The sequence below is a fragment of the Brevibacillus porteri genome (assembly GCF_003013475.1).
Classification (GTDB): domain Bacteria; phylum Bacillota; class Bacilli; order Brevibacillales; family Brevibacillaceae; genus Brevibacillus; species Brevibacillus porteri.
This window is the reverse complement of sequence record NZ_PXZO01000017.1, coordinates 219,683-245,121: the sequence shown is the minus strand read 5'-3', so window position 1 is coordinate 245,121 and position 25,439 is coordinate 219,683. Positions and strand designations below refer to the sequence as shown.

General features: G+C 49.5%; 20 protein-coding genes. 18 read left to right on the top strand and 2 right to left on the bottom strand.

The genetic code is table 11. The features are described 5' to 3' along the window. The first annotated feature begins 130 nt into the window (after positions 1-130). The 11 genes from C7R92_RS10690 (at position 131) to C7R92_RS10635 (ending at position 17,756) form a co-directional block, all read left to right on the top strand. On the top strand, positions 131-409 hold the full coding sequence (locus tag C7R92_RS10690; RefSeq protein WP_017252164.1) for a hypothetical protein: 279 nt from the start codon (positions 131-133) through the stop codon (positions 407-409). An 800-nt stretch (positions 410-1,209) separates the two neighbouring features. Then, positions 1,210-2,388, top strand: a complete 1,179-nt coding sequence (locus C7R92_RS10680; protein ID WP_069848182.1) for an ROK family protein — start codon at positions 1,210-1,212, stop codon at positions 2,386-2,388. Positions 2,389-2,412: 24 nt separating this feature from the next. After that, positions 2,413-3,537, top strand: coding sequence for an extracellular solute-binding protein (locus C7R92_RS10675; protein ID WP_106834236.1), 1,125 nt, complete (start codon positions 2,413-2,415; stop codon positions 3,535-3,537). Positions 3,538-3,660: 123 nt separating this feature from the next. Further along, positions 3,661-4,737 carry an ABC transporter ATP-binding protein gene (locus tag C7R92_RS10670; RefSeq protein WP_017252161.1) on the top strand — a complete coding sequence of 359 codons (1,077 nt, stop codon included), beginning with the start codon at positions 3,661-3,663 and terminating at the stop codon, positions 4,735-4,737. 14 nt (positions 4,738-4,751) lie between these two features. After that, positions 4,752-6,479: an ABC transporter permease gene (locus tag C7R92_RS10665; RefSeq protein WP_106834235.1), complete on the top strand. Its 1,728-nt coding sequence runs from the start codon at positions 4,752-4,754 to the stop codon at positions 6,477-6,479. Positions 6,480-6,533: 54 nt separating this feature from the next. Further along, on the top strand, positions 6,534-9,053 hold the full coding sequence (locus C7R92_RS10660) for an NEW3 domain-containing protein (protein ID WP_412678980.1): 2,520 nt from the start codon (positions 6,534-6,536) through the stop codon (positions 9,051-9,053). Between the two features lie 120 nt (positions 9,054-9,173). Further along, complete coding sequence (locus C7R92_RS10655) at positions 9,174-11,705, top strand: NEW3 domain-containing protein (RefSeq protein WP_106834233.1); 2,532 nt, start codon at positions 9,174-9,176, stop codon at positions 11,703-11,705. Between the two features lie 109 nt (positions 11,706-11,814). Then, entirely contained in the window at positions 11,815-13,323 is a 1,509-nt protein-coding gene (gene argH, locus C7R92_RS10650) for an argininosuccinate lyase (protein ID WP_069848172.1), read from the top strand. Continuing rightward, on the top strand, positions 13,323-14,339 hold the full coding sequence (locus C7R92_RS10645; RefSeq protein WP_069848170.1) for an N-acetylglucosamine kinase: 1,017 nt from the start codon (positions 13,323-13,325) through the stop codon (positions 14,337-14,339). Before argH ends, C7R92_RS10645 begins: the two co-directional genes overlap by 1 nt. A 10-nt stretch (positions 14,340-14,349) precedes the next feature. Next, positions 14,350-15,087: a PIG-L deacetylase family protein gene (locus C7R92_RS10640; RefSeq protein WP_069848167.1), complete on the top strand. Its 738-nt coding sequence runs from the start codon at positions 14,350-14,352 to the stop codon at positions 15,085-15,087. Positions 15,088-15,230: 143 nt separating this feature from the next. Beyond that, positions 15,231-17,756 (top strand): SEL1-like repeat protein, encoded by a 2,526-nt coding sequence (locus C7R92_RS10635; RefSeq protein ID WP_106834232.1) that lies wholly within the window; start codon positions 15,231-15,233, stop codon positions 17,754-17,756. A 60-nt stretch (positions 17,757-17,816) separates the two neighbouring features. On the opposite strand, the gene C7R92_RS10630 is transcribed toward C7R92_RS10635, so the two are convergent. After that, positions 17,817-18,197: a RidA family protein gene (locus tag C7R92_RS10630; RefSeq protein WP_106834231.1), complete on the bottom strand. Its 381-nt coding sequence runs from the start codon at positions 18,195-18,197 to the stop codon at positions 17,817-17,819. Between the two features lie 67 nt (positions 18,198-18,264). Between C7R92_RS10630 and C7R92_RS10625 the strand changes: the two genes are divergently transcribed. The 4 genes from C7R92_RS10625 (at position 18,265) to C7R92_RS10610 (ending at position 20,242) form a co-directional block, all read left to right on the top strand. Continuing rightward, entirely contained in the window at positions 18,265-18,525 is a 261-nt protein-coding gene (locus C7R92_RS10625) for a hypothetical protein (protein ID WP_208636196.1), read from the top strand. Between the two features lie 81 nt (positions 18,526-18,606). Beyond that, a complete protein-coding gene (locus C7R92_RS10620) occupies positions 18,607-19,164 on the top strand; it encodes a nitroreductase family protein (RefSeq protein ID WP_106834230.1) in 558 nt (185 codons plus the stop codon). Between the two features lie 37 nt (positions 19,165-19,201). Further along, the gene (locus tag C7R92_RS10615) at positions 19,202-19,549 is read left to right on the top strand and encodes a DUF1801 domain-containing protein (RefSeq protein WP_069848161.1); all 348 of its coding nucleotides are present in this window, start codon (positions 19,202-19,204) and stop codon (positions 19,547-19,549) included. Between the two features lie 78 nt (positions 19,550-19,627). Next, a complete protein-coding gene (locus C7R92_RS10610) occupies positions 19,628-20,242 on the top strand; it encodes a PH domain-containing protein (protein WP_069848159.1) in 615 nt (204 codons plus the stop codon). A gap of 231 nt (positions 20,243-20,473) precedes the next feature. On the opposite strand, the gene C7R92_RS10600 is transcribed toward C7R92_RS10610, so the two are convergent. Then, complete coding sequence (locus C7R92_RS10600; protein WP_069848157.1) at positions 20,474-22,168, bottom strand: PucR family transcriptional regulator; 1,695 nt, start codon at positions 22,166-22,168, stop codon at positions 20,474-20,476. A gap of 215 nt (positions 22,169-22,383) precedes the next feature. Here C7R92_RS10600 and C7R92_RS10595 point away from each other — a divergent pair, with 215 nt between their 5' ends. The 3 genes from C7R92_RS10595 to fdrA are packed head-to-tail and all read left to right on the top strand — an operon-like array spanning position 22,384 to position 25,438. Further along, a complete protein-coding gene (locus C7R92_RS10595; RefSeq protein ID WP_069848155.1) occupies positions 22,384-22,992 on the top strand; it encodes an ankyrin repeat domain-containing protein in 609 nt (202 codons plus the stop codon). A gap of 8 nt (positions 22,993-23,000) precedes the next feature. Next, positions 23,001-23,912: an oxamate carbamoyltransferase subunit AllH family protein gene (locus tag C7R92_RS10590; protein WP_106834227.1), complete on the top strand. Its 912-nt coding sequence runs from the start codon at positions 23,001-23,003 to the stop codon at positions 23,910-23,912. Next, entirely contained in the window at positions 23,894-25,438 is a 1,545-nt protein-coding gene (gene fdrA, locus C7R92_RS10585; protein ID WP_106834226.1) for an acyl-CoA synthetase FdrA, read from the top strand. The genes C7R92_RS10590 and fdrA overlap by 19 nt, the downstream gene beginning before the upstream one ends. The last annotated feature ends 1 nt before the right edge of the window (position 25,439 follow it).

Sequence of the window (25,439 nt, the reverse complement as noted above, 5' to 3'; positions counted from 1 at the left end):
GTCTAAGGAGTCCCTCAAAAGTAAAGAAGCTGGGAAAAACGGTTTCGTTTTTCCTAGCTTCTTTTTCTGTGTGGAACGGCAATAATATTGTAAAATGAAAGAAGGCAAGAGAAATAGGAGATGACAACAAATGAGTAAGCAAGTAAACGAAAAGGAACTCGTTTCGCATTTAGCTACCAAAACAAAAGTAGATCCGCAAAAAATCATGATCGTACTCAAGCATGAGCAAGCGTACATGAACAGTGCGAAGGCAGATGCAAAAGGTGATGTCGACGTTGATTTTGATGATCTCGTAGATTACATCATGGGTAAGTCAGATGTGAAGCTGGATGAGATCACCGTCGAGAAGATCCTGGATGTAGAGATGGAATACTTGATTAAAAAAGGAATCGCTGGATATATAGACTAATAGAGGACGTCTGGTTATCAGGAAAAAAAGAGTAATGTTCCAAGCACATTCCCCTGTAGAGGGTGATGTGCTTTTTTATTCCCACAACACAAAAGGGTAACCATGGTAAATAATCTAAAAACCATCTGAAAAACGGTGGCTGCGGTGGGGAGAAGAATATTTCCAGTCTAGGCTCCAGGCTCCGTCCTGCTGGGGGCTGAGACTGTCCGCTCCGAAGAGATTCGCGGGGAAACGCAAAAGTGGTAGCCGCTTCGACGTAGGGGCACGTTGCGTTTCTTTTGCCCGCAAATCCCTTCTCCGCTCGGTAGGACTCCACAAGTCGCTACGTCTGGAAATATTCTTCTCTGGCGTAACTGATAACAATCTTCGTTCTTTTAAGGCTTTTAAAACCCGATTCACACGAAAAGCTTGTAGAGGAAACAGGAGAAATAAGCGAAGATCTTTGGTACACCGACCGAGACGGAATGCAAAAAGCGAAACACGATCTTAAGCGTCCACCTCTGAAACACATCTTGAAAGGACCACTTTGGACGCGGTTTCGCTTTTTGCATGGAGACGGGAAGTGAATCCCTCAGCGGGTGGGACAAGAATCTGAGCGTTTTCTCCTGTTTCCTCCCCACCACAACAGCGTGACGACTGAATTTTTTAGTATTTTTTAACAAGGGATACATGCACTAAAAAATCCAAAAAATATCTGAAAGACAAATGTAAATTGTTTGACTATTAGCAGTCACCGTGTCTATAATTTGGTTATCTTTGTTAGTAATGTTAACTAACTGTGTGGCGGTGATCGTAGAAGCGTGCAAGCTCCCAAAAAAACAGGTAATAGCAAACTCGTGAAAAAACTGAATAAAGAAGAAGTATTGCAACAGGTCGTCTTGCACGGGCAAATTTCCCGCGCAGATATCTCCAAGCAGACACATCTCAGCCGTCCATGTGTTTCCGCCCTCGTAGATGAAATGATCCAGGAAGGACTCCTACAAGAAGTAGGAATGGGCGATTCCAAAGGCGGTCGCAAGCCGATTTTGTTGGAGTACAACTATCAGGCATACGCCATTGCAGGCGCGATTTTTGAAGGATCTACCCTGGACATGGCCATCGCAGATATGAAAGGTGAGTTCTTGGCTCGCTATCGCAAACGGCTGGCACAACCAGCGAATGGCGAAACCGTCATCGAAGATTTGGCAGCCGGACTGGATCGCTTGCTGCGTGAAAGCGGCATCCCGCGAGAGCGTCTACTCGGAATGGGCGTCGGTTTGCAGGGAGTCACACAGCGTGGCAGTGGAACCGTCAGCTTTTCGCCCAGCACAGGATGGATGGGTTCACCGATTCAGCAGACCATCGAAGCGCGACTCGGACTGCCCGTCATTATCGACAATGACGTGAATATGATGACACTGGGCGAGTATGTCCGTGGAGCAGGGGTCGGCCATACCAACGTCGTCTACATGTATGTAGGAACGGGGATTGGGGCCGGGATCATTTTGGATGGACAGTTTTATCGGGGGAGTCGTGAGGCAGCAGGAGAAATCGGCTTCATGATGATCGGCCCGGTACATAATCGCCCGAATGGCGCGTCAGGCGTGTTTGAGACGCATTATTCGATTCCGGGTATCCAAGAGCAGGCTAAGGGATTTCTCTCTGACCTTCAGGAAGGGTCGAGTGTCATAGAAGAGCTGATCCGGCACGCCAAACAAAATGCAGAAGCAAAAGAGCTTCTTGCAGATGTGTATCGACATTGGGCGTACGGAATGGCGAACATCATCAGTATTTTGAACCCGGAAATATTGATCCTGAGCGGGGAGATGGTCCACGTCGATGGTGAAGGGGTGAAGCAAATTCACGAATGGCTGAGAGAATGGGTGCCCGAGGTGCCTAATCTTGAAAAAGCGAGTCTGGGGGAGCGAGCTGGTTTGATTGGTGCTGTCCATAGTGTTTTGGAAGCGTTTCCTTTCACACGACTGCTTGACAAAGAGTGAGAAGAACAAGAGGGGGAGTTCGTTTTGAAAAAGACAACTAGCAAGCTGAAAACATGGATGAAGGGCGTATTTGTCAGTTCCTTGGCTCTGACTGTGGCTGCGTGCGGCAGTGGAGGACAGGAAGCAAAGCCTGCGGACAACAACGCAGGCGGCCAATCAGGCACGGCTGCTCAACCTGCTGATTCATCGGGTGACCCACAAAGACTGGTGATTTACACCGGACGGGACAAAAACATTTTTGAAATCGTATTGCCAAAATTCAAAGAAAAGTACCCGAACATTGAAGTGGAAACACTCGAGATGGGTGCCCAACAAATTTTGGAGCGCGTTCGTGCAGAGAAGGCGAACCCGCAGGCTGACTTCTGGTGGGGTGGTACCCAATCTGCTCTAGCGACAGCAGCCAATGAAGATCTGCTGGAGCCTTACAAGCCGACTTTTGCAGACAAGGTTCCAGATTTGTACAAAGATCCTCAAGATCGCTGGTACGGCGAAATGCTTTTGCCAGAGGTTATCATGTACAACTCGCAGGTGCTGAAGCCAGAAGAAGCGCCGCAAGATTGGGACGAATTGATCGATCCGAAATTCAAAGACAAGATCGTTATCCGAAACGTACTGCCGTCCGGCACGATGCGTACCATTTATTCTGCAATGATCTTCCGTCAAGGGGCGGATACTCCTGAAAAAGGTTATGAATGGCTGACCAAGCTCGATGCCAATACAAAAGAGTACACGCAAGACCCGACAAACCTGTATTTGAAGCTGGATCGTCAAGAGGGCGTCATCTCCTTGTGGAACCTCCAAGACGTTCTGATCCAAAGCAAAAAGAACAACCATCCGTATGACTTCATTTATCCGAAGAGCGGGGCACCAATTCTCGTAGACGGCGTGGCTCTGGTGAAAGGCGCGAAAAACCAGGACGCAGCGAAAAAGTTCATGGAATTCTTGATGAGTCCTGAAATGGCTGCCCAATTGGCGAAGGAGCGCTTCCAGTTCCCATCTCGTACGGACATCAGCAAGGACGAATTGCCAGACTTCATGAAAAATCTCGAGCTGAAGCCAATGGAACTCGATTGGGCTGTCATGGCTGCAAAAGAAAAAGAGTGGATGCAGCATTGGGATGAAAACATCAAGGGCAAAGGCAAGAAGTAAGGAAGTTTTTTTTCAAGCAGCTAGGCGGGAAGGCGTTGTCCTTTCCGTCTAGTCACTTATAGAAGTTGTTTGAAAACGGACGCAGCTTGAAATGACTTGCGATGAAGGAGGAAACACAACCCGATGAGCAGCGTAACACTTGATCACGTTCACAAAAGGTTTGGCCAAGCAAAAGGGGTCGAAGATGTTCACATTCATATCGAATCAGGAGAGTTTTTTACTTTTCTCGGTCCGAGTGGCTGCGGCAAAACGACTACTCTGCGCATGATTGCCGGCTTTTATTATCCAACGGATGGCCATATCCGCTTTGGATCACAGGAGGTTACATCTCTTCCTCCCCATAAGCGCAATACCGGGATGGTATTCCAAAACTACGCGTTGTTCCCGCACATGACTGTTTTTGAAAATATCGCGTTTGGTTTGCAGGTTCGGAAAGTGAACAAAACAGATGCAAAAGAGCGCGTAGAACGGATCATGAAGCTGGTCCGTCTGGAAGGCTATGGTGAACGCCGCATTGATCAGCTTTCTGGGGGACAACAGCAACGGGTAGCACTGGCACGGGCGCTGGTCATCGAGCCGCAGATTCTGCTGTTGGATGAGCCGCTGTCCAATCTGGATGCGAAGCTTCGCGAAGAGACGCGTTTTGAGATCAAGAGACTCCAGCTGGAGTTGGGGATTACGACGATTTACGTTACGCACGATCAGGCGGAAGCGATGTCGATGTCAGACCGGATTATGGTCATGCAGAGCGGAGAGGTGCAGCAGATAGGCACACCGCATGAGATTTATCATCGTCCTGTAAACCGTTTTGTCGCTTCTTTTATCGGCGAGACGAATCTGTGGGAAGGGACAGTTACAGGCTTTGATGGCGACGAAGTACTGGTTCGCACGGCTTCTGGACAAATGCTCAGCGGATTTAAGAAAAACGCTTCTCCACGTGCACAGCTGTCAGTTGGGGAGAAGGTGACAATGTCGATCCGTCCTGAATCCGTCCTGGAGAGTACAGGCAACGAGGGACAAAATGTAGTGACAGGCTCTGTTGTCATGTCTGAATTTACAGGGGCGTGTGTCAATTACGTCACGGAGGTAGGAACGGAGAGCCTGCGCAGCATGTCCATCAACCTGGGACGACCGATTAAACAGCGCGGCGATGCCATCGGCCTACATATACCGAAAGAGAGCATTTATTTTGCCGGATAAGGGGGAAGAAGCTTTTGAGAGCAGAGTTGCAGCAAGCGCCGACAGCAGCCAGACGAAAGTCCATCACCGCTTCACCCGCCTTCGTCTACGTGCTGGTATCGCCACTCTTTTTAATATTATTGGCTTATGTCGTTTATCCATTGTTCGAAACGTTCGTTGCGAGTATCAAAATCGATGAAGAAATTACGTGGAAAAACTATATTCGCTTCTTCAGCCTAGAGCATACGGCCAACCTGGAAGCGTTGTGGAACAGTATCTACATATCGGTTCTGAGTGTCATTACATGCGGAATCGTTGGCGTCGCGATGGCGTTTTTATTGGAACGCTATGATTTTCCTGGACGAAAAATCCTTTCTGTTCTGGCTTTGGTTCCGATGGCGTTGCCTCCACTCATTGGCGTTCTCTCGTTTACCTTTTTGTACGGAGAGAGTGGAATCATTCCACGGGCGATCAAAGAGCTGTTCGGGCTTGCCCAGGTTCCTTTCTCGTTAAAAGGAATTTGGGGTGTGGTCGTCGTTCATACGTTTACGATGTACACCTACTTCTTCATGACGGCTACAGCAGCAATCAAGGGACTCGACCCGTCCTTGGAAGAGGCGGCAGCCAGTCTTGGAGCGAATCGCTTTACCGTTTGGCGGCGCATTATTTTGCCGATGCTTACGCCAGCCATGGTCGCGTCTTCTCTGTTGGTTTTCATGATTTCGATGGCTTCTTATACGGCGCCACTCATTTTCGGAATTGACCGGACAATGACGATGCAAATCTATCTGTCTCGCACCAATGGAGATTTGGACATGGCTGCGACACAGTCTACGATTCTTTCGATTGTTTCCGTGGCTTTTCTTTTGATCATGCGTTGGTACCAAGGCGCGCGCAACTACCAGAATTTGAGCAAAGGGGTCAGCGTGCACCGTACCGAGATCAAGAGCAAAGCAGGACGCTACACCACGATTGTGCTGTCGTTTATCGGTACAGTCATTCTGATGCTGCCAATTCTCGTATTGGTACTCATCTCCTTCTCGGTGGATGGTACCTGGACGGTGCAAATATTACCTCCAGAGTATACCTTGTCGCATTACATGGATTTATTCACGGATAGCAAGACATGGCGTCCGATTCTCAACAGCTTGCAGTTGTCTGCTATCGCGGTAATCGGGATTGTCATTTTCGGTGTAGCTGCGGCTTATGCCATGGTTCGCCTCAAGTTTCGCGGGAAAACGCTTCTTGATGTGTTGATCATGCTGCCATGGGCATTGCCAGGGACAGTTGTGGCGATCAACCTGATTGCAGCGTTCAGTGAGCCGAATGCATTCAGCTTTGGTCAGGTTTTGATCGGAACATTCTGGATTATCCCGTTGGCGTATTTTGTCCGACATCTACCACTTGTGTTTCGCTCTACCAATGCGACTTTGATGCAGATGGACCCATCTGTCGAGGAGGCTGCGCGGAATCTGGGTGCTTCCTGGTGGTACAGCTTCAGACGTGTCGTGTTCCCGATGGCTTGGGGTGGAATTCTCGCAGGTACGCTCTTGGCATTCGTTCAGTGTATCGGGGAGTTCGTGGCTTCGATTCTGATCTTCACACCGAAGACAACGCCATTGTCTGTCGCGGTATTCCAACGCATGTACAGCAATGAATTTGGCACCGCTTGCGCCTATGGTGTCTTGCAAATCGTGGTCATCATCATCGTGTTGTTCATCTCCAGAAAACTGACCGGAGATAAAGCGGGAACTGCCGTGTAAAAGCTGGATGCTTTCGTGAAAAAGGGGGAGCTTCACGTGGATGTCAGTGAATCGATGGACAAGAAATCACCGATGGTGCAGCCGACTAAATTGCCCTGCCCGCCCATTCCCGCATCTCTTCGCACCATGCAGGGGGAACACGGACTGCTCGATCTATGGAAAGCAATTAAGCCGCTCGCTACCATAGCCAGTGCCATGAACACAGGTGCCCATCCAGACGATGAGCACAGTGCCATGCTCGCTTACTTGGCGCTGGGGAGAGGCGTGTATACCACGAGTGTGATCGCGACGAGAGGGGAAGGCGGCCAAAACGAAATCGGCTGCGAGCAAGGTACCGCGCTTGGGATTATCCGCACGCGCGAACTGGAAGAAGCCTCATCTCTCGGCAATGTGACGCTTGGCATCTTAAGCGAAGAGCTGGATGATCCCATCCATGATTTCGGGTTCTCCAAATGCGCCGAAGAAACCTTCCGCAAATGGGGCGAAGAGGTCGTGTACGAGCGATTGATTCGAAAAATCAGGGAGCTGCGCCCCGATGTCGTCATCGCTTGCTTTGAAAATGAACCGACGACACACGGACATCACCGGGCGATTACGTTACTGACACAGCGAGCTTTCCACGAAGCAGCCGATCCACAGATCTTTCCGGAGCATAGGCAGGTTGGACTTTTGCCGTGGCAAATGAAAAAGCTGTATTTGCCTATCATGGACAACGATGATTATCACGTCGCTGTACCAGTGGGAGAATACGACCAAATCTACGGCTCATCCTATGTCCAGCTTGGTGAGCGATCGAGGTTTATGCATAAGACACAGGGCATGGGTGTTCATTACGACGAAGGCCCGACCTACAATTACTACCGCTTGGATGCATCTGTTTCCCCGGCACCGGAAAAAGAGCGCGACTTTTTTTTCGGACTGCCCTTCAGTTTTGCTGATCTGGCGCAGAGCATCGCTGCAAAAGGCGGGCAAGAACTCGCCGAAGTGCTTCACCGTATGCACGATGCGGCTACAGATATTTTGAATGCCTACCCACGTTTTGCTGAGGTGGCACAAAGGGTTCATCGCATGAAGGCTTTGCTTGCGTCTGCACAACAAGAAGTATGCAAGGCTCCACTCGATGAAGAAATAAAGATTGATTTGATGTATCGGCTAGGACTCAAGGAAGCGCAGCTAAACCGTGCCAGTGCCGAGGCTCTGTCTTTGGTCGTGAAAATCAAACCGGAGACGGGCGAGTGGGTGGCAGGTCAGACGACAACCGTCACCGTAACGGCTTACAACGGCGGCTCGCTTGAGGTTGAGCATGTGCAGCTGCGAATGCGTGTCCCCGCTGGATGGACGGCGAAACCACTCACGCCAACTGCGTTTCCACGACTTGCTTACAATCAGACGGTGTGCACCGTATTTGAGGTATCGATTCCTGCACAGACGGAGCTGTTCCATCCTTACAAGCCGTCCGTGCTCGATGTCGAAGTGCTCTATTTCGCCTTCGATACAGCCAGTACGATTCGCGTGGAGCCGGATAGCCGTGTAGCTGTGCTTCCGCCGTATGCCGTCACGCTGACACCGTCAGATGTGGTGCGAAACACGTTGCATACGGATGAGGCGATCCCGGTTAAGGTAACACTGAAACAGTACCGTCCGGGAAGCTCTACAGCCAAGGTCGCTCTCGTTGTCCCGGCAGGCTGGACAGCGGAGCCAGCCTATGTCGATGTCCCGTTTTCTTTCCGTAGCGAGACGAAAACGATTGCGTTTACTGTTCATACCACGCCACAAGTGAAGAATGGCAAATATCAGATCAGCGCTACGGTCGCGGGGACAGACGGTGTGACAGAGATCGCGCAGGATGTGCAGGTCATTGAATACCCGCATGTCGGCCGCACGTATTTCATCCGGCCTGCTACGCTGACTGTTCAAGCCTTTGACCTGGCCATCCCGAAAAATCAACGAATCGGCTATGTATCCAGCGGCTTTGACAATATGGATAAATACTTGCGCGCGGTTGGGGTGAATTGCCTCAATCTTGACGCAAACGAAATACAATCGGGCGATTTGTCCCGCTACGACACGATTGTTCTCGGCATTCGCGCATACGGATTCCGCCGCGAATTAATCGAGAGCAACCAGCGTCTTTTGCACTATGTAGAAAACGGCGGAAATCTCGTCGTTCAATATCACAAGCCGGAGGACAAATGGAAGCCGCACTTGGCACCTTACCCTATTTTTATCGGCGAGTCGCTGATCGATTGGCGGGTGACCAATGAGCAATCAGACGTCCGTATGCTGGCCCCTGACCATCCGATGTTCCAGGAGCCAAATGTGATTACCCAAGCAGACTGGGATGGATGGGTGCAGGAGCGCTCCATCTACAATCCTTCTCGCTGGGGAAGCGAGTATACCGAGCTGATTGCGACAAGTGATCCGGGAGAACCGGAGTTTCGCGGCATTTTCCTCACGGCGCACTATGGAAAAGGGACGTACACCTACAGCTCGCTTGCCTGGTTCCGCGAGATTCCACAGCTAGTCCCTGGCGCTTTTCGTTTGTTCGTCAACATGATCAGTCAGAAGCAGTAATGCCCCATCCACTCCGGGCCAACCGTGGGTCGATCCATGGCTACATCAATGAAATGCAAACGTACAGACCGCCATGATTGATATAGACATCAATCTGAAAATGGAATGGAGGAACGTTCATTGAGTAAGGGGAAACTTGCCAAGCTGTACACGATTACGACTGCAGCGGTGCTAGCCACGAGTCTGATTATGCCAGTAGCACCCGAGACCGCCCATGCAGACCGCGGGGTTGTCGACCTGTGGAAAGCCATCAAGCCGCTCACCACGATTGCCAGTGCGATGAACACCGGAGCGCATCCGGACGATGAGCACAGTTCGATGCTTGCGTATTTGTCGCTTGGCAAAGGGGTGGACACATCCAGTGTCATTGCGAACCGAGGCGAGGGAGGACAGAACGAGATAGGCAGCGAGCTGGGTAATGCGCTGGGGATCATTCGTACCCGCGAATTGCAGGAAGCTTCCAAAATCACGAACATCCATCTGGAGAACCTCAGTGAAAAAATCGATGACCCTATTTTTGACTTCGGCTTTTCCAAAAGTCCGGATGAAACTCTTCAAAAATGGGGGGAGGATGTCGCGTACGAAAAGCTCATCCGCCGTATCCGGACACTGAGACCCGATGTCGTGATTCCCGCATTTTTGAACGAACCTTCGACTCACGGTCATCATCGCGCGATTAATGTCATTACGGTACGGGCATTTAAGGATGCCGCAGATCCAAACGTTTTTCCGCAGCATGCAAAGGAAGGCTTGGCTCCTTGGCAGGTGAAGAAGCTGTATCTGCCTGCAAAGGAAAAGGATTACTCGGTCAAGGTGCCTGTTGGCGACTATGACGAAATTTATGGTGCCTCTTACGTCCAACTCGGCGAAGAATCCCGTTTTATGCACAAGAGCCAGGGCATGGGACGTCACTATGACGAAGGGCCAAGCTTCAATTATTACAAGCTCGATCAATCCATCGTAGAGACAAAAGACAAGGAAGCGGACTTTTTTACGGGAATTGCCTATTCGTTTGACGATTTAGCCAAGGAAGTTGCCAGACAGTCTGGAGGGGAAAAAGTCGCGGGTGAACTGAAAAAGCTGCAAAAGGATGCCGCAGAAGTCATTGCTGCGTACCCAAGCTTTGCCTCAGTAGCCAAGGAAGCACATGAAATGCTGGCGGATGTGGAAAAAGCGACGGCAGTAGTCGAAGCGTCCTCCTTGCCAACTGACACGAAAACAGACTTGCGCCATCGTTTGGGAGTGAAGAAATCCCAGTTGAATAAGGCTAGTGCCGAAGCGCTCTCGCTCGTAACCAAGGTTAAGCCTGAGACAACTGAGCTGGTAGCAGGCCAAACGACAAAAGTAACGGTTACGGCTTACAACGGCGGCCAAGCAAAAGTCGGGAAGATCAATCTCGCGCTGAATGTACCAAAAGGCTGGCAAGCCAAGCCGCAATCGCCCACCAGCTTTTCATCGCTCGGCTACAATCAGACGGTGAAAACGACATTTGATGTTACGGTTCCTTCTGATGCCGCTTTGTTCCAACCGTATGCCGCTTTCGCCATTACGGCAGATGTCAGCTACAGCTTCGCAGGCTCGACGGCGATTAGCCATGTGACACCAGCAGATGCCATTGCAGTTCTTCCATCTTTTTCTATGGTGCTGAGTCCAAATGCGACGGTTTTGAATACGCAGAAGCCAGAGGAGCCAATCCCGGTCAAGGTTACGGTGAAAAACTACAATCCAGGTGCAGCGAAAACAACCATTACTCTCGATGTGCCAAAAGGCTGGAGTGTAGAACCACAAGCAGCACCGCTCGCCTTTGAGGCCAAGGGAGAAACGAAGTCGGTTGCCTTTACAGTCAAAGCAGATGCTTCGGTCCAACCGAATAAGTATACGGTGACAGCAGTAGCATCTGGCAATGGTAAAGAGAGTCGACACGGCGCCCAAGTCATCCGTTACCCGCATATCGGCACGACTTACTTTGTTCAACCAGCGACGCTTGCGATCCAGGCATTTGACCTGAAGGTGCCGGAAGGATTGAAGGTCGGTTACGTATCCAGTGGCTTTGACAATATCGATCAGTATTTGTCCCAATTGGGAGTCAATGTGACCAATTTGTCGGCAAAAGACATCGAGTCTGGCGATTTGGATCAATACGATACGATCGTGCTGGGCATACGCGCTTATGGTTTCCGACCTGAGTTGATTCCTTCAAATGCACGCTTGTTGAAATACGTGGAAAACGGCGGAAATCTGGTCGTGCAATACCACAAGCCAGAGGATAAATGGAAGCCGGAGCTGGCTCCTTATCCGATCAAAATCGGTGCTCCGCTGATTCAATGGCGTGTCACAGACGAAAAATCCAAGGTAACAGTATTGGCGCCTGATCATGCATTATTCCATTCGCCAAACAAAATCACGGAGGAAGATTGGGACAACTGGATTCAGGATCGTTCCGCTTACAATCCTTCCGAGTGGGGCAAGGAATACACAGAGCTAATCTCCAATGGAGATGAAGGCGAGAAGGAATTTACGGGTACGTACCTCACTGCCAAGTATGGAAAAGGAACGTATACCTACAGCTCGCTCGTGTGGTATCGCGAAATTCCGTCACTCGTACCGGGTGCGATCCGATTGTTTGTCAACATGATCAGCCCACAGCAGTAATCATAGTAGAAGGGAAGGCGATCGTTCGGCGGTCGCCCCCCTCCTAAAAGAAGATCAGACGCAAAAATAGAAGCAGCATACGAATGGGTAGGAAGGAGATGCAAGAAAGATGAATTACAGAGATCGAATTTTTCAACAGGAGGGAGCCAGTTTCCCTGGCAAGACATACGTGGAGGCGGTTTTGGAGCCTGCATTCAATGAAGCGAAGCACCATTTGCTGCATCCGATGATGGCGATCAACAAGGCACATTTGATCATGCTTCGTGAACAAGAATTGCTCACAGACGATGAGGCCAAAAGAATTGCTGGTGCACTGTGTGGGATCGAAATGGAAGAGCTGCGCCAATCGCATTACACCGGACAGTTTGAAGATTTGTTCTTTCAGGTAGAGAGCCGTTTGCTGGAACTGGCTCCTGATGTGGCAGGAAATCTGCATCTGGCTCGCAGCCGCAACGACATGGGGATTACCATATACCGTATGGTGCTGCGTGAAAAATTGTTGGTGACCTTGGCTTCTGCCCTCTATCTGAAAGAGCATTTGCTCCTCTTTGCAAATGAGCATGTGGATACGATCATGATTGGCTACACGCACACACAGCAGGCACAGCCGACGACCATGGCGCATTACATCATGGCGGCTACTGACATGCTCAGCCGTGATATCAAGCGACTGATCCAAGCCTATCACACAGTCAATCGCTCACCGATGGGGGCAGCGGCCTTGACGACTTCTGGCTTTGCGATCAGCCGGGAGCGGATGCGCGAATTGCTTGGATTCGATGAGCTGGTGGAAAATTCCTATGATGCAGTCTGCGGCGCTGATTATTTGGGGGAAGTAGCGACAGCCGTACAATTGGCAGCGATTAATTTGGGGCGTACGGTTCAAGATATGCTACTGTGGTGCACACAGGAATTCGCGGGGTTAAAAGTCGCGAGTCCATACGTGCAGATCAGCTCCATCATGCCGCAAAAGCGCAATCCGGTTTCCTTTGAACATATGCGCTCTCTGTTGTCCAGTGCAGCAGGCAATGCGACGACAGTGCTTACGATGATGCACAATACGCCTTTTGGCGATATCGTGGATACCGAGGATGACATGCAGCCGTACGCGTGGCGGAGCATGGGAGTACTCGAGCAGATGTATCGCTTGATGGCGAGTGTTGTAGGTACGATGGAAGTGAACAAGGACGTCCTCTTGGAGCGGGCAAAGGGCAGCTTTGCGACCGTCACAGAGCTGGCGGATACATTGGTGCGCACGGATCAACTTTCGTTCCGCAAATCTCATCACATCGTGAGTCGTGTGGTAAAAGAAGCGATGAGCGAGCAACTCGCTGCAAACCAAATCAGCTTGGAGCTGGTAAACCGTGCAGCCGTGGAAGTAATCGGGCGGGAGCTGTCGCTCACAGCAGAAGAGCTCAGACTGGCGCTTGACCCCGTTCATTTCGTAATGATCCGCAAGCTTCCTGGTGGACCAAATCCAGAGGAAATGAAGCGCATGATCGCCGTTCGCCAAGCGGTTCTCCAGCAGGAAACAGAATGGCTGGCACAGAAGAAGCAGGCGAATGCGAATGTGATGAAAGGGCTTGATCAGATGACAGCTGAATGGAGTGTGGGGTAATGGCAGTGGTGCGAATACCTCTTCTGGCAGTGGACGGAGGGGGCACCAAGTGTCTGGCGGTACTGGTGGACCGCTCCAGAAATGAAATCGGTGCAGGACGCTCCGGTTCATGCAATTATCAAGGGATCGGGGAGGAAGCGGCAGCTCGTGAGTTGGTTGCCGCGATCAGCCAAGCTCTGGACGATGCGATCGCTCGTCAAACAGTTGCCCCCTTTATGAGCGGCACTTCGACACTGGATGGACCAATCGAATGGGAAATCGAGTGCGCGGTGTTCGGGATCGCTGGCCTGGACACAGAGTATGATCGACAGGTAATCTCGCGGATGGTGAGCAAGGTACTGCACCAGCTCGATATTCGCGTCCAGCACCTGATTGTGGAAAATGACGGATTTGCGGCATTGCTCGGTGCGACCGGAGGCAAACCCGGCATTCTGGTCATCGCAGGCACTGGCTCGATTGCCTTTGGTGTAAACGATGAACAGGAAACGGCGCGAGCAGGAGGCTGGGGGCATCGGGTCGGTGACGAGGGTAGCGGCTACTGGATCGGCAAGCAAGCGATTATGGCTGTATTAAAAGCAGCGGATGGCCGTGGCGAGCCGACCGTATTGAAGGAGCTGCTTCTCCCGCACGTTGGACTGGGACGCGTAGATGAATTGTTTAACTGGACGTACAGTGAGCATTATTCCGTAGAGAAGGTAGGAGAGCTGTCGCCGTTGGTCAGTCAAGCGGCACTTGCCGGAGATAAGGTGGCAGCAGCTATTTTGCAGGTCGCAGGCGAAGAGCTTTTCGATGCTGCTCGGGCTGTCATTGATACGTTGCAAATGAAAGCCAAGCCGTTTCAGATGATCATGCAGGGGGGCGTTTTGCAAAACGATGATCGCGTGCGAGAGATCGTCGTAGAGCGCGTCCGAGAGTACGCTTCGCAGGTCGTCATCGAAAATGCACAAAACGATCCGATTTACGGTGTCATAGCAAAAGGATTGGCTTATTTAGAACGCCAATCGGGCGGCAGGTGAGGTGCAAGAAATGAAAAAAGTAATGGTTGTCTTTCCCCATCCGGACGATGAGTCTTTTGCCTGCGGGGGAACGTTGGCAAAGTGCAAGGACGCCGGACATGAAACGTGCTATTTGTGCATTACCTCCGGCTGCAAAGGACGCAGTGGTCCATTCGATATCAATTGCCGAGAAAAGCTGGCAAAACATCGAGAGCTAGAGCTGAAAACAGCGGCGGAAGTGCTCGGAATCAGTCGTCTTGACTTGTTCCGGTACCCGGATGGTTCCTTGCAAAATGCCGATCTGGATGAGCTGGTGGGTAAGATTCGGGAAGCGATAGAGGAATGGAAGCCCCATGTCGTCGTGACGTTTCCGCCGGACGGGGTAACGGGTCATCCCGATCATATCGTCACGTGCGAGGCGACGACGCGAGCGGTCGAACAAGCGGAAGCGAGCTTGACTCCCGCAGAATATCCTGATCTGTACTATGTTTCGATCCCACACTACTACGATCATTGCCCGGATCATGGTCCAAAGCCAGCAGTTCCGATTACAGGCAAGGTCGATATTTCGGGCTATCGGAAACAAAAAGGAGAGGCGCTGAAGGCTCACTTGAGTCAGGAGTATTCCGTGAATCGCGCTTATCCGGGTGTGATCGATGGGGACTTTGGTGTCATTGGCTGCTATGAGTACTTTACTTTGGTGCGGTCAGCGGGCAAGGCGATCGAGCCGGTTAGTGTGGGTGGGAGTATTCCTCTCATTGACCTGTAATCTAAAAAGTAGAAAGGGCTGACCAGCATGATTTTTGCTTGTCAGCCTTTTTCGTTGGATAGAACATCAGTCGGATTGTTTTGCCCTGCTAGATTTGCTTACAATGTGATCAAGTGCAATTGGAAATCAAAGGGAGAGAAGACATGTCACACAGAGTCTATGTATATAACGTCAGTGAGCCCTCTCAAGCGCAAGACAACGACACGATGATGGTGGAATGGGGCTATGAGGTCCCACTACTCTTGCAGCCGCTCTTCATAGAAGGTGGTTCAATCGCCGGAAACAATTACAACAACCATACCGAGCCGGACAATTCCGGACTCTATTACGACGCGCAGACAGGCATCGAAAACGTGAAGCGATTCTACGATTTTCTGGAGAGACAGGAAGGGCTAATCCGTAACAAAGAAGCATTTTTATATGCGAGGAATCAGCTTCTGAGCTATCTGGAAAAACGAACGCTTCCGTATTTTCACATCGATGCCTGGGATGTATTCAATATGGATGACATCCCTCATGACGAGCAGGCGGAAATTTTGCGCGCCAATATTGCCCATAACAACGAGATCATGACAAAGGCAATGGACAACGATGACATCTCATTGATGAACTACTCCGAATTGATGGACGTGAACCCAGGCTTTCGTTCTTTTTCCGAGCTGCTCAATTATGAGGACTACCAATACGGCTGGGGACACATCTGGCAGCCTTATGAAGAGCATTCCGACGTGGAGATTTTTGAGGAAGCTGGCTTGCTTGGTCTAAAAGACGCAGAGGGAAACGTATTGCTCGCTCCTCAGTTCGATGCCTTTTACGATTTCGCTTCTGAAGATCTCGCTGTGGTCGCCCGAGATGGTAAATACGGCTATGTACATAAATCCGGGAGAATTGTCATTCCATTGGAGTGGGAGGATGCCTACGATTTTGAATACGGCTCTGCTGGTGCCATTGTCAAACGAAACGATCGATATGGTCTGATCAATCTGGAAGGCAAAACAATTGTCCCTACCGACTATGAAGAATTGGAACCGCTCGATTACCAACGATTTTATACGGCAAAGAAAGACGGAAAATGGGGCGTGCTGGGGGAAGCTGGTTTTGTAACGATAGATTTTGAGCATGAAGAAGCTTTCAAGTGCGGGGACGGATTTTACCATACAGCGGTTAAGGGCAGGAAAAATCAGAAAATCTTTAACGAATATTGGAAATACATCGGGGAATTCCCTCTGGCGGCGGTGGAACAGATCGACGAAGGGCTTATCCTCGTCAAACCACACAAGGATGCACGTCATAGCACCTTGTACAAAAGAGACGGCGCTGTCGGCGCATCCGGCTTCGATAAATTGAATCGGCAAACCCATTTTCCGAATCTACTTGTTCTACGCAAGGGAAAGAGGTACGCCGCTTATGGCAAGCAGCAGGAGAGCCTTCTGTTGCCGTATGAATACGATGAACTGATTGATTTGCAGGTTTATACGGAGACAAGGCAGGGCAATCAGGTGCTGGCCAAAAAAGATGGAAAGCTAGGCGTTTTTTATGGAGATGCCGATCAGCCAGCATGGTTATTCCCCTTAGACGATTATGAGAATATTTTTCGGCTGCATCAGGATGCGTATGCTTTGAAGAAAAATGGATTATGGAGCATTGCCTTATCGCCGGAAAAGCGATGGAGTGATTTTGAATTCGATTTGGTGGTGAAAAAGGCATTTGTCGGGGGTTTTGCTTATGCCTTCAAGGGTCACGACGTTTATGTAGTAAGCGAGTACGGGCTGTCGAGGGCAGAGAAAACGCTCGTTCTGGAGGATGTAGAAGATCGTTATTCCAGCTATTATTTTGATGCTGAGGTTCGCAAGCGACTGCTGGCCTATGCCAAAGGGGAGCAATCGGATGTTGACAGTGTAGATCAGTACACGCCAGTAGAAACGTTGTACAATCTTGGCATGGAAGCGTATGAAGCAGGTGATTATGAGAAAGCCATTCTGTACGATACGCTTGCTGCTAAAAAGGGCTATGCCCCATCCATGAACAACCTAGCGCATATGTATTACAGTCTAGAAGGCTTCGAGGATGCTGATAAAGCTTTTTACTGGTATGAATTAGGGGCTGCGGCAGGCAACCACCATGCTATGAATGGATTAGGCTGTTGCTATCGACACGGGGTAGGCACGGAAGCTGATGCCGATCAGGCAATGTACTGGATGGGCAAGGCGGCAGAACATGGTCATGCGCTGGCTCACAACAATTTGGGGGCCATCTATTATGACGGAGAACTGGTGCCGCAAGATTTGGACAAGGCCCTCTGGCATTATGAGCAGGGGGAGTTATTGGGCTCGCCGGTTTATGGTTGGCTTGGCTATCTTCACGATTCAAAAGCAAACTACGAAAAGGCGCTGCATTATTATCACCAAGATTACGAAGTAGGCGGCGATATCAGTGCCTATAATTTGGGGATCTTCTACTATAATGGCTACGGTACAGCCAAAAATATCGACGCCGCTATCACTTATTTTCACGCTGCTTTGGAAAGAAACTACCCGCATGCGCATCTCGAACTGGCAAGGATTTACCGGAATGAAGAACAATTTACGGACGAGCTCCTGGTGAAAAAGCACATCGAAGAAGCGGAAAAGGCAGGTCTTGATATTCCTGAGGAGCTTGCACAATCGTAGAAAAAGCAAAAAGCGGATCGACAGGAAAAGTCGTCGGTCCGCTTCCAACTAACCAGCATGCTAAATAATGGCTTCCACTTCAATTTCAACGAGCAGACGCGGGTCAATCAATGCCTTGACCTCAACCATCGTAGCGACAGGCTGAATCTCGCGGAAAAACTCCCCGTGTGCTTTTCCGATCTCTTCCCACTTGCTGATATCCGTTACAAACATTCGTGTTCTGACCACATGAGACAAATCGGCATCTAATTCTCGCAATGCTTTCTCAATCGTCTCCAGGATGAACCGCGTTTGTTCATAGGCATCGCCCACACCAACGACTTCCCCGTCCTTCATGGCGGTTGTGCCAGCCACTTCAATCCGGTCGCCGATTCGGATTGCGCGACAATAGCCTACAACCGGTTCCCAAGGTGAACCTGTGAATACTTTCTTTCGATTCATAGTAGAAAGCCCCTCTCTTTTCCGCAATAATTGGAATATACTACAAAAAGGAAGGCGAGTGGAGCGGATGATAGACTTTTTTTTCACCCTTTTTTCCAAGTACAAGTGCTTGATACACACCGCGTTTGGTCATGTAGAATACATCCGCGTGGTAAACAAGCTAAGTGCTCATGGCATTCGTTTTCGGACACGCAGTCACTCTCAAGCAGTTCGTCATTTAGGGGGAGACATGGGGATGTTGCCCCAAGAACAAGACCATAAGCAGTATGACATCTACGTGGCGAAAGAAGATGAACACCAAGCACATTTGGCGATTCATTCCCGTTGATGGATACCTATACGATCATGACAAGCTCTTATATAATGAGTGGGATCAGTAAGAAAATGGTACACCCGAGGAGGAACCAATATGTCCGTACTAGAGGCACTCAAAAGCAGAAGAGCCGTGCGTAACTATATTCCAAAAGAAGTAGAAACAGAAAAAATCCAAGCGCTGCTAGATTGCGCAGTGTTAGCGCCGAATGACCGCTTGCGTCAGCCGTGGCATTTTTACGTGATCAGAGGAGAAGCAAAGCTGCGGTTCGAGGAAATCGCGAAGGAATTTTTGCTGGAGCGTTTTCCGACCAAGCCGAATCTCGTGCAGGATTCCTTGGCCGTCCTGGAAAAAACACCGCTCGTCATTGTCGCGACTGCTGATGTGATCCTAGGAGATGAAGCATCTTCAGAGGATAATGAGTACGCGGTTTGCTGCGCGATTCACTCCATGTGGCTGGCAGCGAAGGAACTCGGACTTGGCATGGTATGGCGCACAAGAGGAGTCGGCTTGGTTCGCGACGAGCGCTTGCTGCAATTCCTCGGATCGCCTGAAAATAAAAAGGTCGTGGGCACGCTGTTCATTGGTTATCCCGAGGCAGATGCGCCTGAGACGAGTCGGGTGGCGGCGGAAGAAAAGACGACCTGGCTGTAATCAAGCACCATCACTTTTGGGAAGCGGAGGACTATTCATGAATCAGCAAGTAACGGATTATATCCAAAACATAACCAATGAATCTCAGGTAGAAGTTTGCAATCGGATTCGCCAGCTCATCCATGAAAATATCCCGAATGTAGAAGAGCAGGTGAAGTATAAACAAGCCTTTTATTCCATTCAGGGCAAGCAGACATGTGTGTATTTTCCGGCAAAGGATTGGATTCATGTGACGCTGTTTCAAGCGGCGAATCTGGATGCTCCAGCTGGCTTTTTTGAGAAGTCTGATCATGCTGACCGGAAGACCATCAAAATACGGAACGGAAAAGAATTTGATTTTGATGTTCTTGCAGGCCTCCTCAAAAAACTGGGTGAAGCGCAGTAGTTGTTTGCAACTAAGTCTCCCCACGCACGTATAAATGGATAAGGTTAGACCGTACATATCGAGGGGAGCTGTTTCATTATGTTTGGAAAGCTTGCGGCAGACGCGCTTGGCTTGAGCAATGTGGGAATCGTGGTAAAACCAGCAGATTACGACAAGGTGGATGCTGATGATTACATCATGCACGAGGACAATGAGAAAATTTATTTTTTGATCAAATCAAAGTCCGACGAGTATTGCTTCACCAATCTGGGGCTAGTTCATCTGGATGGAACGAGTGCCACCAGCAAAAAACGCATGCTGCGCCGCTATTCCTACCATACACACCCGATCTCTGACGTGTATCTGGAAACAGCCGGAACCGTCGATTTGGATGTAGAAATCAAGTTCACCATGGGCAATGAGCACTACTCGATCGATGTCAACAAAAAGCATTTGGAGGAGCTAAAAGACCTCTACAAAGCTCTTGTGAAGATCGCATCGATTATGCACGATAACGAATTTGCGCTCCAGCATGCAAAAGAAAGCCTCCACGTCGCCCAAAGCACACTGGGCCGCGTAACAGGCCAGCAAGCAGACGTAGCTTCACAATTCAAGTCCATCAACCAATACACCTTCGATTGGCTGGAAGACATCCGATACAAGTATGTCGTGAAAGACTTTGGGAAAGTCTTTGAAAAATACATTCAAAACTAAAAAGGAAGAGCCTCTTTCAAAGAGGCTCTTTTTGTATTTTAAGCGAAATCTTCGACAAGCCCCTACTCTTACGAGTAGACCAAACCGGGTCAAACAAGCAGCTGTACGGGAAGGTGTGTCACATGTTTGGAAGGAGACCGCCCGAACGTAGTGAGGATATAGGCGACTGGAAAACATCTGGCACCCCTTCCTCCCGACCACTACAGCCTGATGACCAAGCTCTTTCAAGCTTTACTCCTTGTGCAAAAGCTTGCCGATCTTGAGCGCCAGCTGGATTTGAAGCAGTTCCTCCGAGTTTTTCAAATCCATGTTCAAAATCTCCTTGATCTTCTCGATTCGATAAATAAACGTATTGCGGTGAATGAACATCGCTTTGGCTGCTTCACTGACGTTTTGATTGTACAGAAAGTAATTGTCCAAAGTCACCATGAGGCTCGTGCCGAACTCTTGATCATGCTCGTACAGTTTCCCCAGTCGCTTCAAAAAGAAGTCTTCCAGTTCAATGTCCTTAATGTTGGAATCCAGGAAATGATAGACGGAGTAATCATCGAAATGAGAGACGTCGCCCTTGCTGTTGAACTTCTGCATCAGGCGGATCGCTTCATGTGCTTCGGAAAAGCTTTTATGAAGCGAAGCGATGTTTTTATATTGACGTCCCACCCCAATAAAGAACAAGGTTTTCTTGATTTTATCCACGAGAGCGCTGTACAGCTCATTGGCGAATTGTTTGGCTTCACTTGCAGACACCACGGGTTTTTGCTCATTTTGTCCGATAAGGATGATGATCCGATTGTTTCGATAAAAGCAGGTGATTTCTCCAGGAGCTTTGCTCGAATGGTCATAGACGAGATCGACGCATTTTTTGGCGATCCGATCCAGCTCGTACTTGCGATCGATTATATCCTCCAAATTTTCCAGCTCAACCGGCTCGATATTAATAACCATACAAAAATACATGTAGCTCGATTGCAGCCCGTGTAAATCGCACAACGTTTGAAGGGAATCAGCCGACGTGATTTTTCCCGTTAATAGATCATCGAAAAAGTCTTGTCTGATCTTCAGCTTCACTTCCTCGATTTCCCTCGCCTTGATCCGCTCCAGCGCCACGATGGTGGACGCCTGTTCCAGCACAATGTAGTCAAATTCAGTTAGCTCCCAAATGGTTTGCCAGACGACGATGTATCCATAGATGTGATTGGCCACAGCAACAGGTAGAATCCTGCATTTAATCTCATCATCCTTTACATGGTAGATACGCTTGATCGACTTTTTGATCTGGCTAATATTTTTCGGGACGGACTCCGTGAAGTCACGGGTAAAAACAGGTCTGTTTTTGATCAAGGTCAGGCAGGAGTCAAGCGGAATCGGATTGTGCCAGATTTCCGTGTAATGAAGCAAATGCCAGTCCTGATCCAGAATAAGGATCGGGTTGTTGATCGTCTCAGACAGCTCGGAAGCAATGCGATCCAGTCCGCCACCTTCCAGCGCAATGCGAAACAGTGCGTTATGCATGTCCAATGTTTTGCGGTTCAACAAATCATAACGCCCAGAGGCTTTTTCGTTAATAATGGCAATTACTTTAGACAACGTGTATTCAAAAGGCAGGGCCAAGAGCGGCAGCCCGTACTTGTTGGCATGATCAATCATGTTTTGCGGGATTTGATCGAAATAGCGATGCATCTTGATAACGAGCCCGGAGCAGTTGATTTCCGCCAGCTCTTTGATGATTTTATTTTGTAATTCAGGATTGTCCTTGAAAATATACCCGGTGGAGAGCAGCAGTTCGTTGGAAGACAGCCAGTCAAAAGCATCCGGGTTTTCCATAATATTGACGATGGAGATAATGTTGTTGATGCCTTGCTCTCCGGCGATGATTTTGATGCCGTCTATGGATTGAATGGTAAGCAAATCCTTGATGGTCAGCACCCTGTTCACTCCTTTGCCACAAAGGGATTCCTGTAATTGTGCAATGTGCACAAGTGAACCTCAGTTTTTTTAGTTTCGATACACAATGACGATTCCATTCACCATGTCTAAAATAATGATGTAAGTACGAGGGCTTGTCTAATTGTTTTTTAAAAGAGCAAGCGCCGAGCCAATCTTGGCGGGTTGTTCAATCACGAGATCATGGAGGGCTTACTATGACAGACAAAAGCGTAGTACAAGCATTTCTCGAGGCAGCGGCTGAGGGGAATATCGAAGCACTGAAAAAGCATTTGGAGCAGGGCGTAGATATCAATGCAAGAAACAGACAAAAGCGTACAGCGATTCTGACTGCTGCCATGAACGACAAATTGGAAGCGGTATCGTTTTTGGTAGAGGCGGGTGCAGATGTAGATTTGCAGGATGAGACATGCTTCAACCCGTTCTTGTTCGGATGCATCAACGGCAAGCTGGAGCTTGTCAAAATGATGATCAAGGCAGGAACAAACCTGGAGCTGTTGACTCGTTTTGGTGGAGTAGGGATTACACCAGCGTGCGAAAAAGGCCATGTGGACATCGTACGTGAGCTCGTAACGACGACTGACATCAACGTAAACCATACCAACTTTGTGGGTTGGACACCACTCATCGAAGCGATCATCCTCAATGATGGCGGTGAGAAGCAACAAACGATCATCAAGCTGTTGATTGAGCATGGCTGCAATGTACACATGGTAGATAAATACGGCGTAACACCGCTTGAGCTTGCGAGAAGAAAAGGCTACACCGAGATCGAAAAAATCTTGCTCGAAGCAGGAGCAAAGTAAAGCGTCCCATGTACATCCAGGCGTTATCTGGCGATGCCGGTTTCCTTGAGCGTTTGGCACGAGCAAACTTTAGCGGGACCGTACACAGTTTTTTTGAGCGAACGATTAATCTGACATGCAGCGAAAACGGGGAATTGTACACCATTGGAAACTATCAGCTAGACAATGCACCGAACACGCTCATCATTGATAGAAAAGGCTTTTCAGAGCTGGGGCTGTCAACTAACGCTCCGGTTATGACCGAAAATAACACGCTCGTTATCGGAGCGAATTTACGAATATGGATTCAGCAAGCAACAAAGTGGGAAGGTGAGCTTCCTTCCTATCCTTGTGACATAGAAGGCGTAGATGTATTGCGCAGAAATGTGGCGTTCACGAAAAACTACGTGGACGTATACGGCAAGACGGGGGGCATGAAAATGTCCTCCCACCCTGCCAGTCCGTTTGAGAAAGAGATGTCCCGTATGCTGATCCAGCGTGCAGGCATGCTTTCCGACGATCTGGCGAACAACCGCATAGAGTCAGCTACTCGGCATGCGATAAGTCTTATCGGACTGGGGCCGGGGTTAACGCCCTCAGGTGACGATTTTTTAGTGGGATTGTGCAGTGTATACAAAATGCGAAACATTTCCTCTTGTTTGTCATGCCCATTTTTCGATGAAATCGTCCGTACGTCCCAAGTATTAACGAACGAAATCAGTGCGATCACGCTGAAAAAAGCAGCCCATGGACAAGTAAGAGAGTCGCTAAATGACTTACTTTCATGCATGGTGTCCGGCTCCATGAAAGAGCTTGTCCCTGCTTTAGACAAAATCATCGGGATCGGCTCGTCGTCGGGTACGGATATCCTGCTTGGCATCCTATGTGGTTTGGAACGAAATCTAGAAGCTGGAGGTAACGTATGTCTACCAAAGTCGTAATCAAGCAAAGCACGTATTTTGACTCGGTATCCCTGATGTCTCTCTCTACAAAAGCAAATCAAATTGAAGGTGTCGAACAAGCGGTTATTGCGATGGGCACCGACATGAATAAAGAGGTATTGAAAAACGTAGGCTTGCTCACACCTGAGCTGGAAGCAGCGAAAACGAGCGACCTGATGATTGTGGTGAAGGCGGCGACAGACGAGCTGTGCGAGAGCGCTCTCATCGCCATCGATGAACTGTTCAAGAAAAAAGGCGGCAGCAAATCCGCAACGGAGATCAAATACTCCACGATTGATTCAGCGGCAGCCAGCATTCCAGAGGCGAACCTCGCTGTGATCTCTGTAAACGGCGCGTTCGCGGCGAGAGAAGCGAGAAAAGCGTTGGAAAACGAACTGCACGTCATGCTGTTCAGCGACAACGTGAGCATTGAGGAAGAGATCGCTCTGAAGCAATTCGCGCATGAAAAAGGCCTTTTGATGATGGGACCTGACTGCGGGACGGCGATCATCGGCAATGTAGCGTTGTGCTTCGGAAATGCCGTGAGAAAAGGCAACATCGGGATCGTAGGTGCATCGGGCACAGGCAGCCAAGAGGTAAGCGTGCGTATTCACGACTTCGGCGGCGGTATCACGCAGCTGATCGGTACAGGCGGTCGCGACCTCTCCGAGCAAGTCGGCGGCATCATGATGCTCGACGGAATCAAAGCACTGGAAGAGGATGAGGCGACAAAGGTTATCGTGCTCATTTCCAAACCACCAGCACCGAGCGTTCAGGAAAAAGTATTGGCGCAAGTGAAAAACTGCAAAAAGCCTGTGGTTGTGTACTTCATTGGTGGAGAAGAAACGCCAGTTCTGGAAGCGGGCGGGCATTTTGCAAAAACGAGCAAGGAAGCAGCCATCAAAGCAGTTGTACTGGCAGGTGCCAACGAAGACGAGCTCAACAAGCGCGCCCTCAACTGGCCACTGATTGAAGAAGTTCGAGCAAAACTGACACCTGAGCAAAAATACGTTCGAGGTCTGTTCTGCGGCGGTACACTGTGCGATGAAGCGATGTACCTCGCGATGGACAAGTATGAAGACGTATACAGCAACATTCAAAAGAAAGCAGACTACAAGCTGAAAAATATCCATGAGAGCAAGGCTCACACTTTCCTCGACATGGGCGATGACGACTTTACAAATGGCAAGCCGCACCCGATGATCGATCCTTCCACGCGCATCGCGAGATTTTTGGAAGAAGCAAAAGATCCTTCTGTCGGCGTGATTTTGATGGACTTCATCCTTGGCTTCGGTTCCCACGAAGATCCTGTTGGTGTCATGCTGCCAGCGATCATCGAAGCAAAAGCACAAGCAGCAAAAGAAGGCAGACACATGGAAATCTTGGGCTATGTGCTGGGGACTGACCTCGATACACCGAACTTCGACGAGCAAGTGAAAAAGCTGATGGATGCGGGCGTAACGATTGCGAGCAGCAGCACGAATGCAGGTCTTCTGGCTAGAGAATTTGTTGCGAAAGGGGAATAAT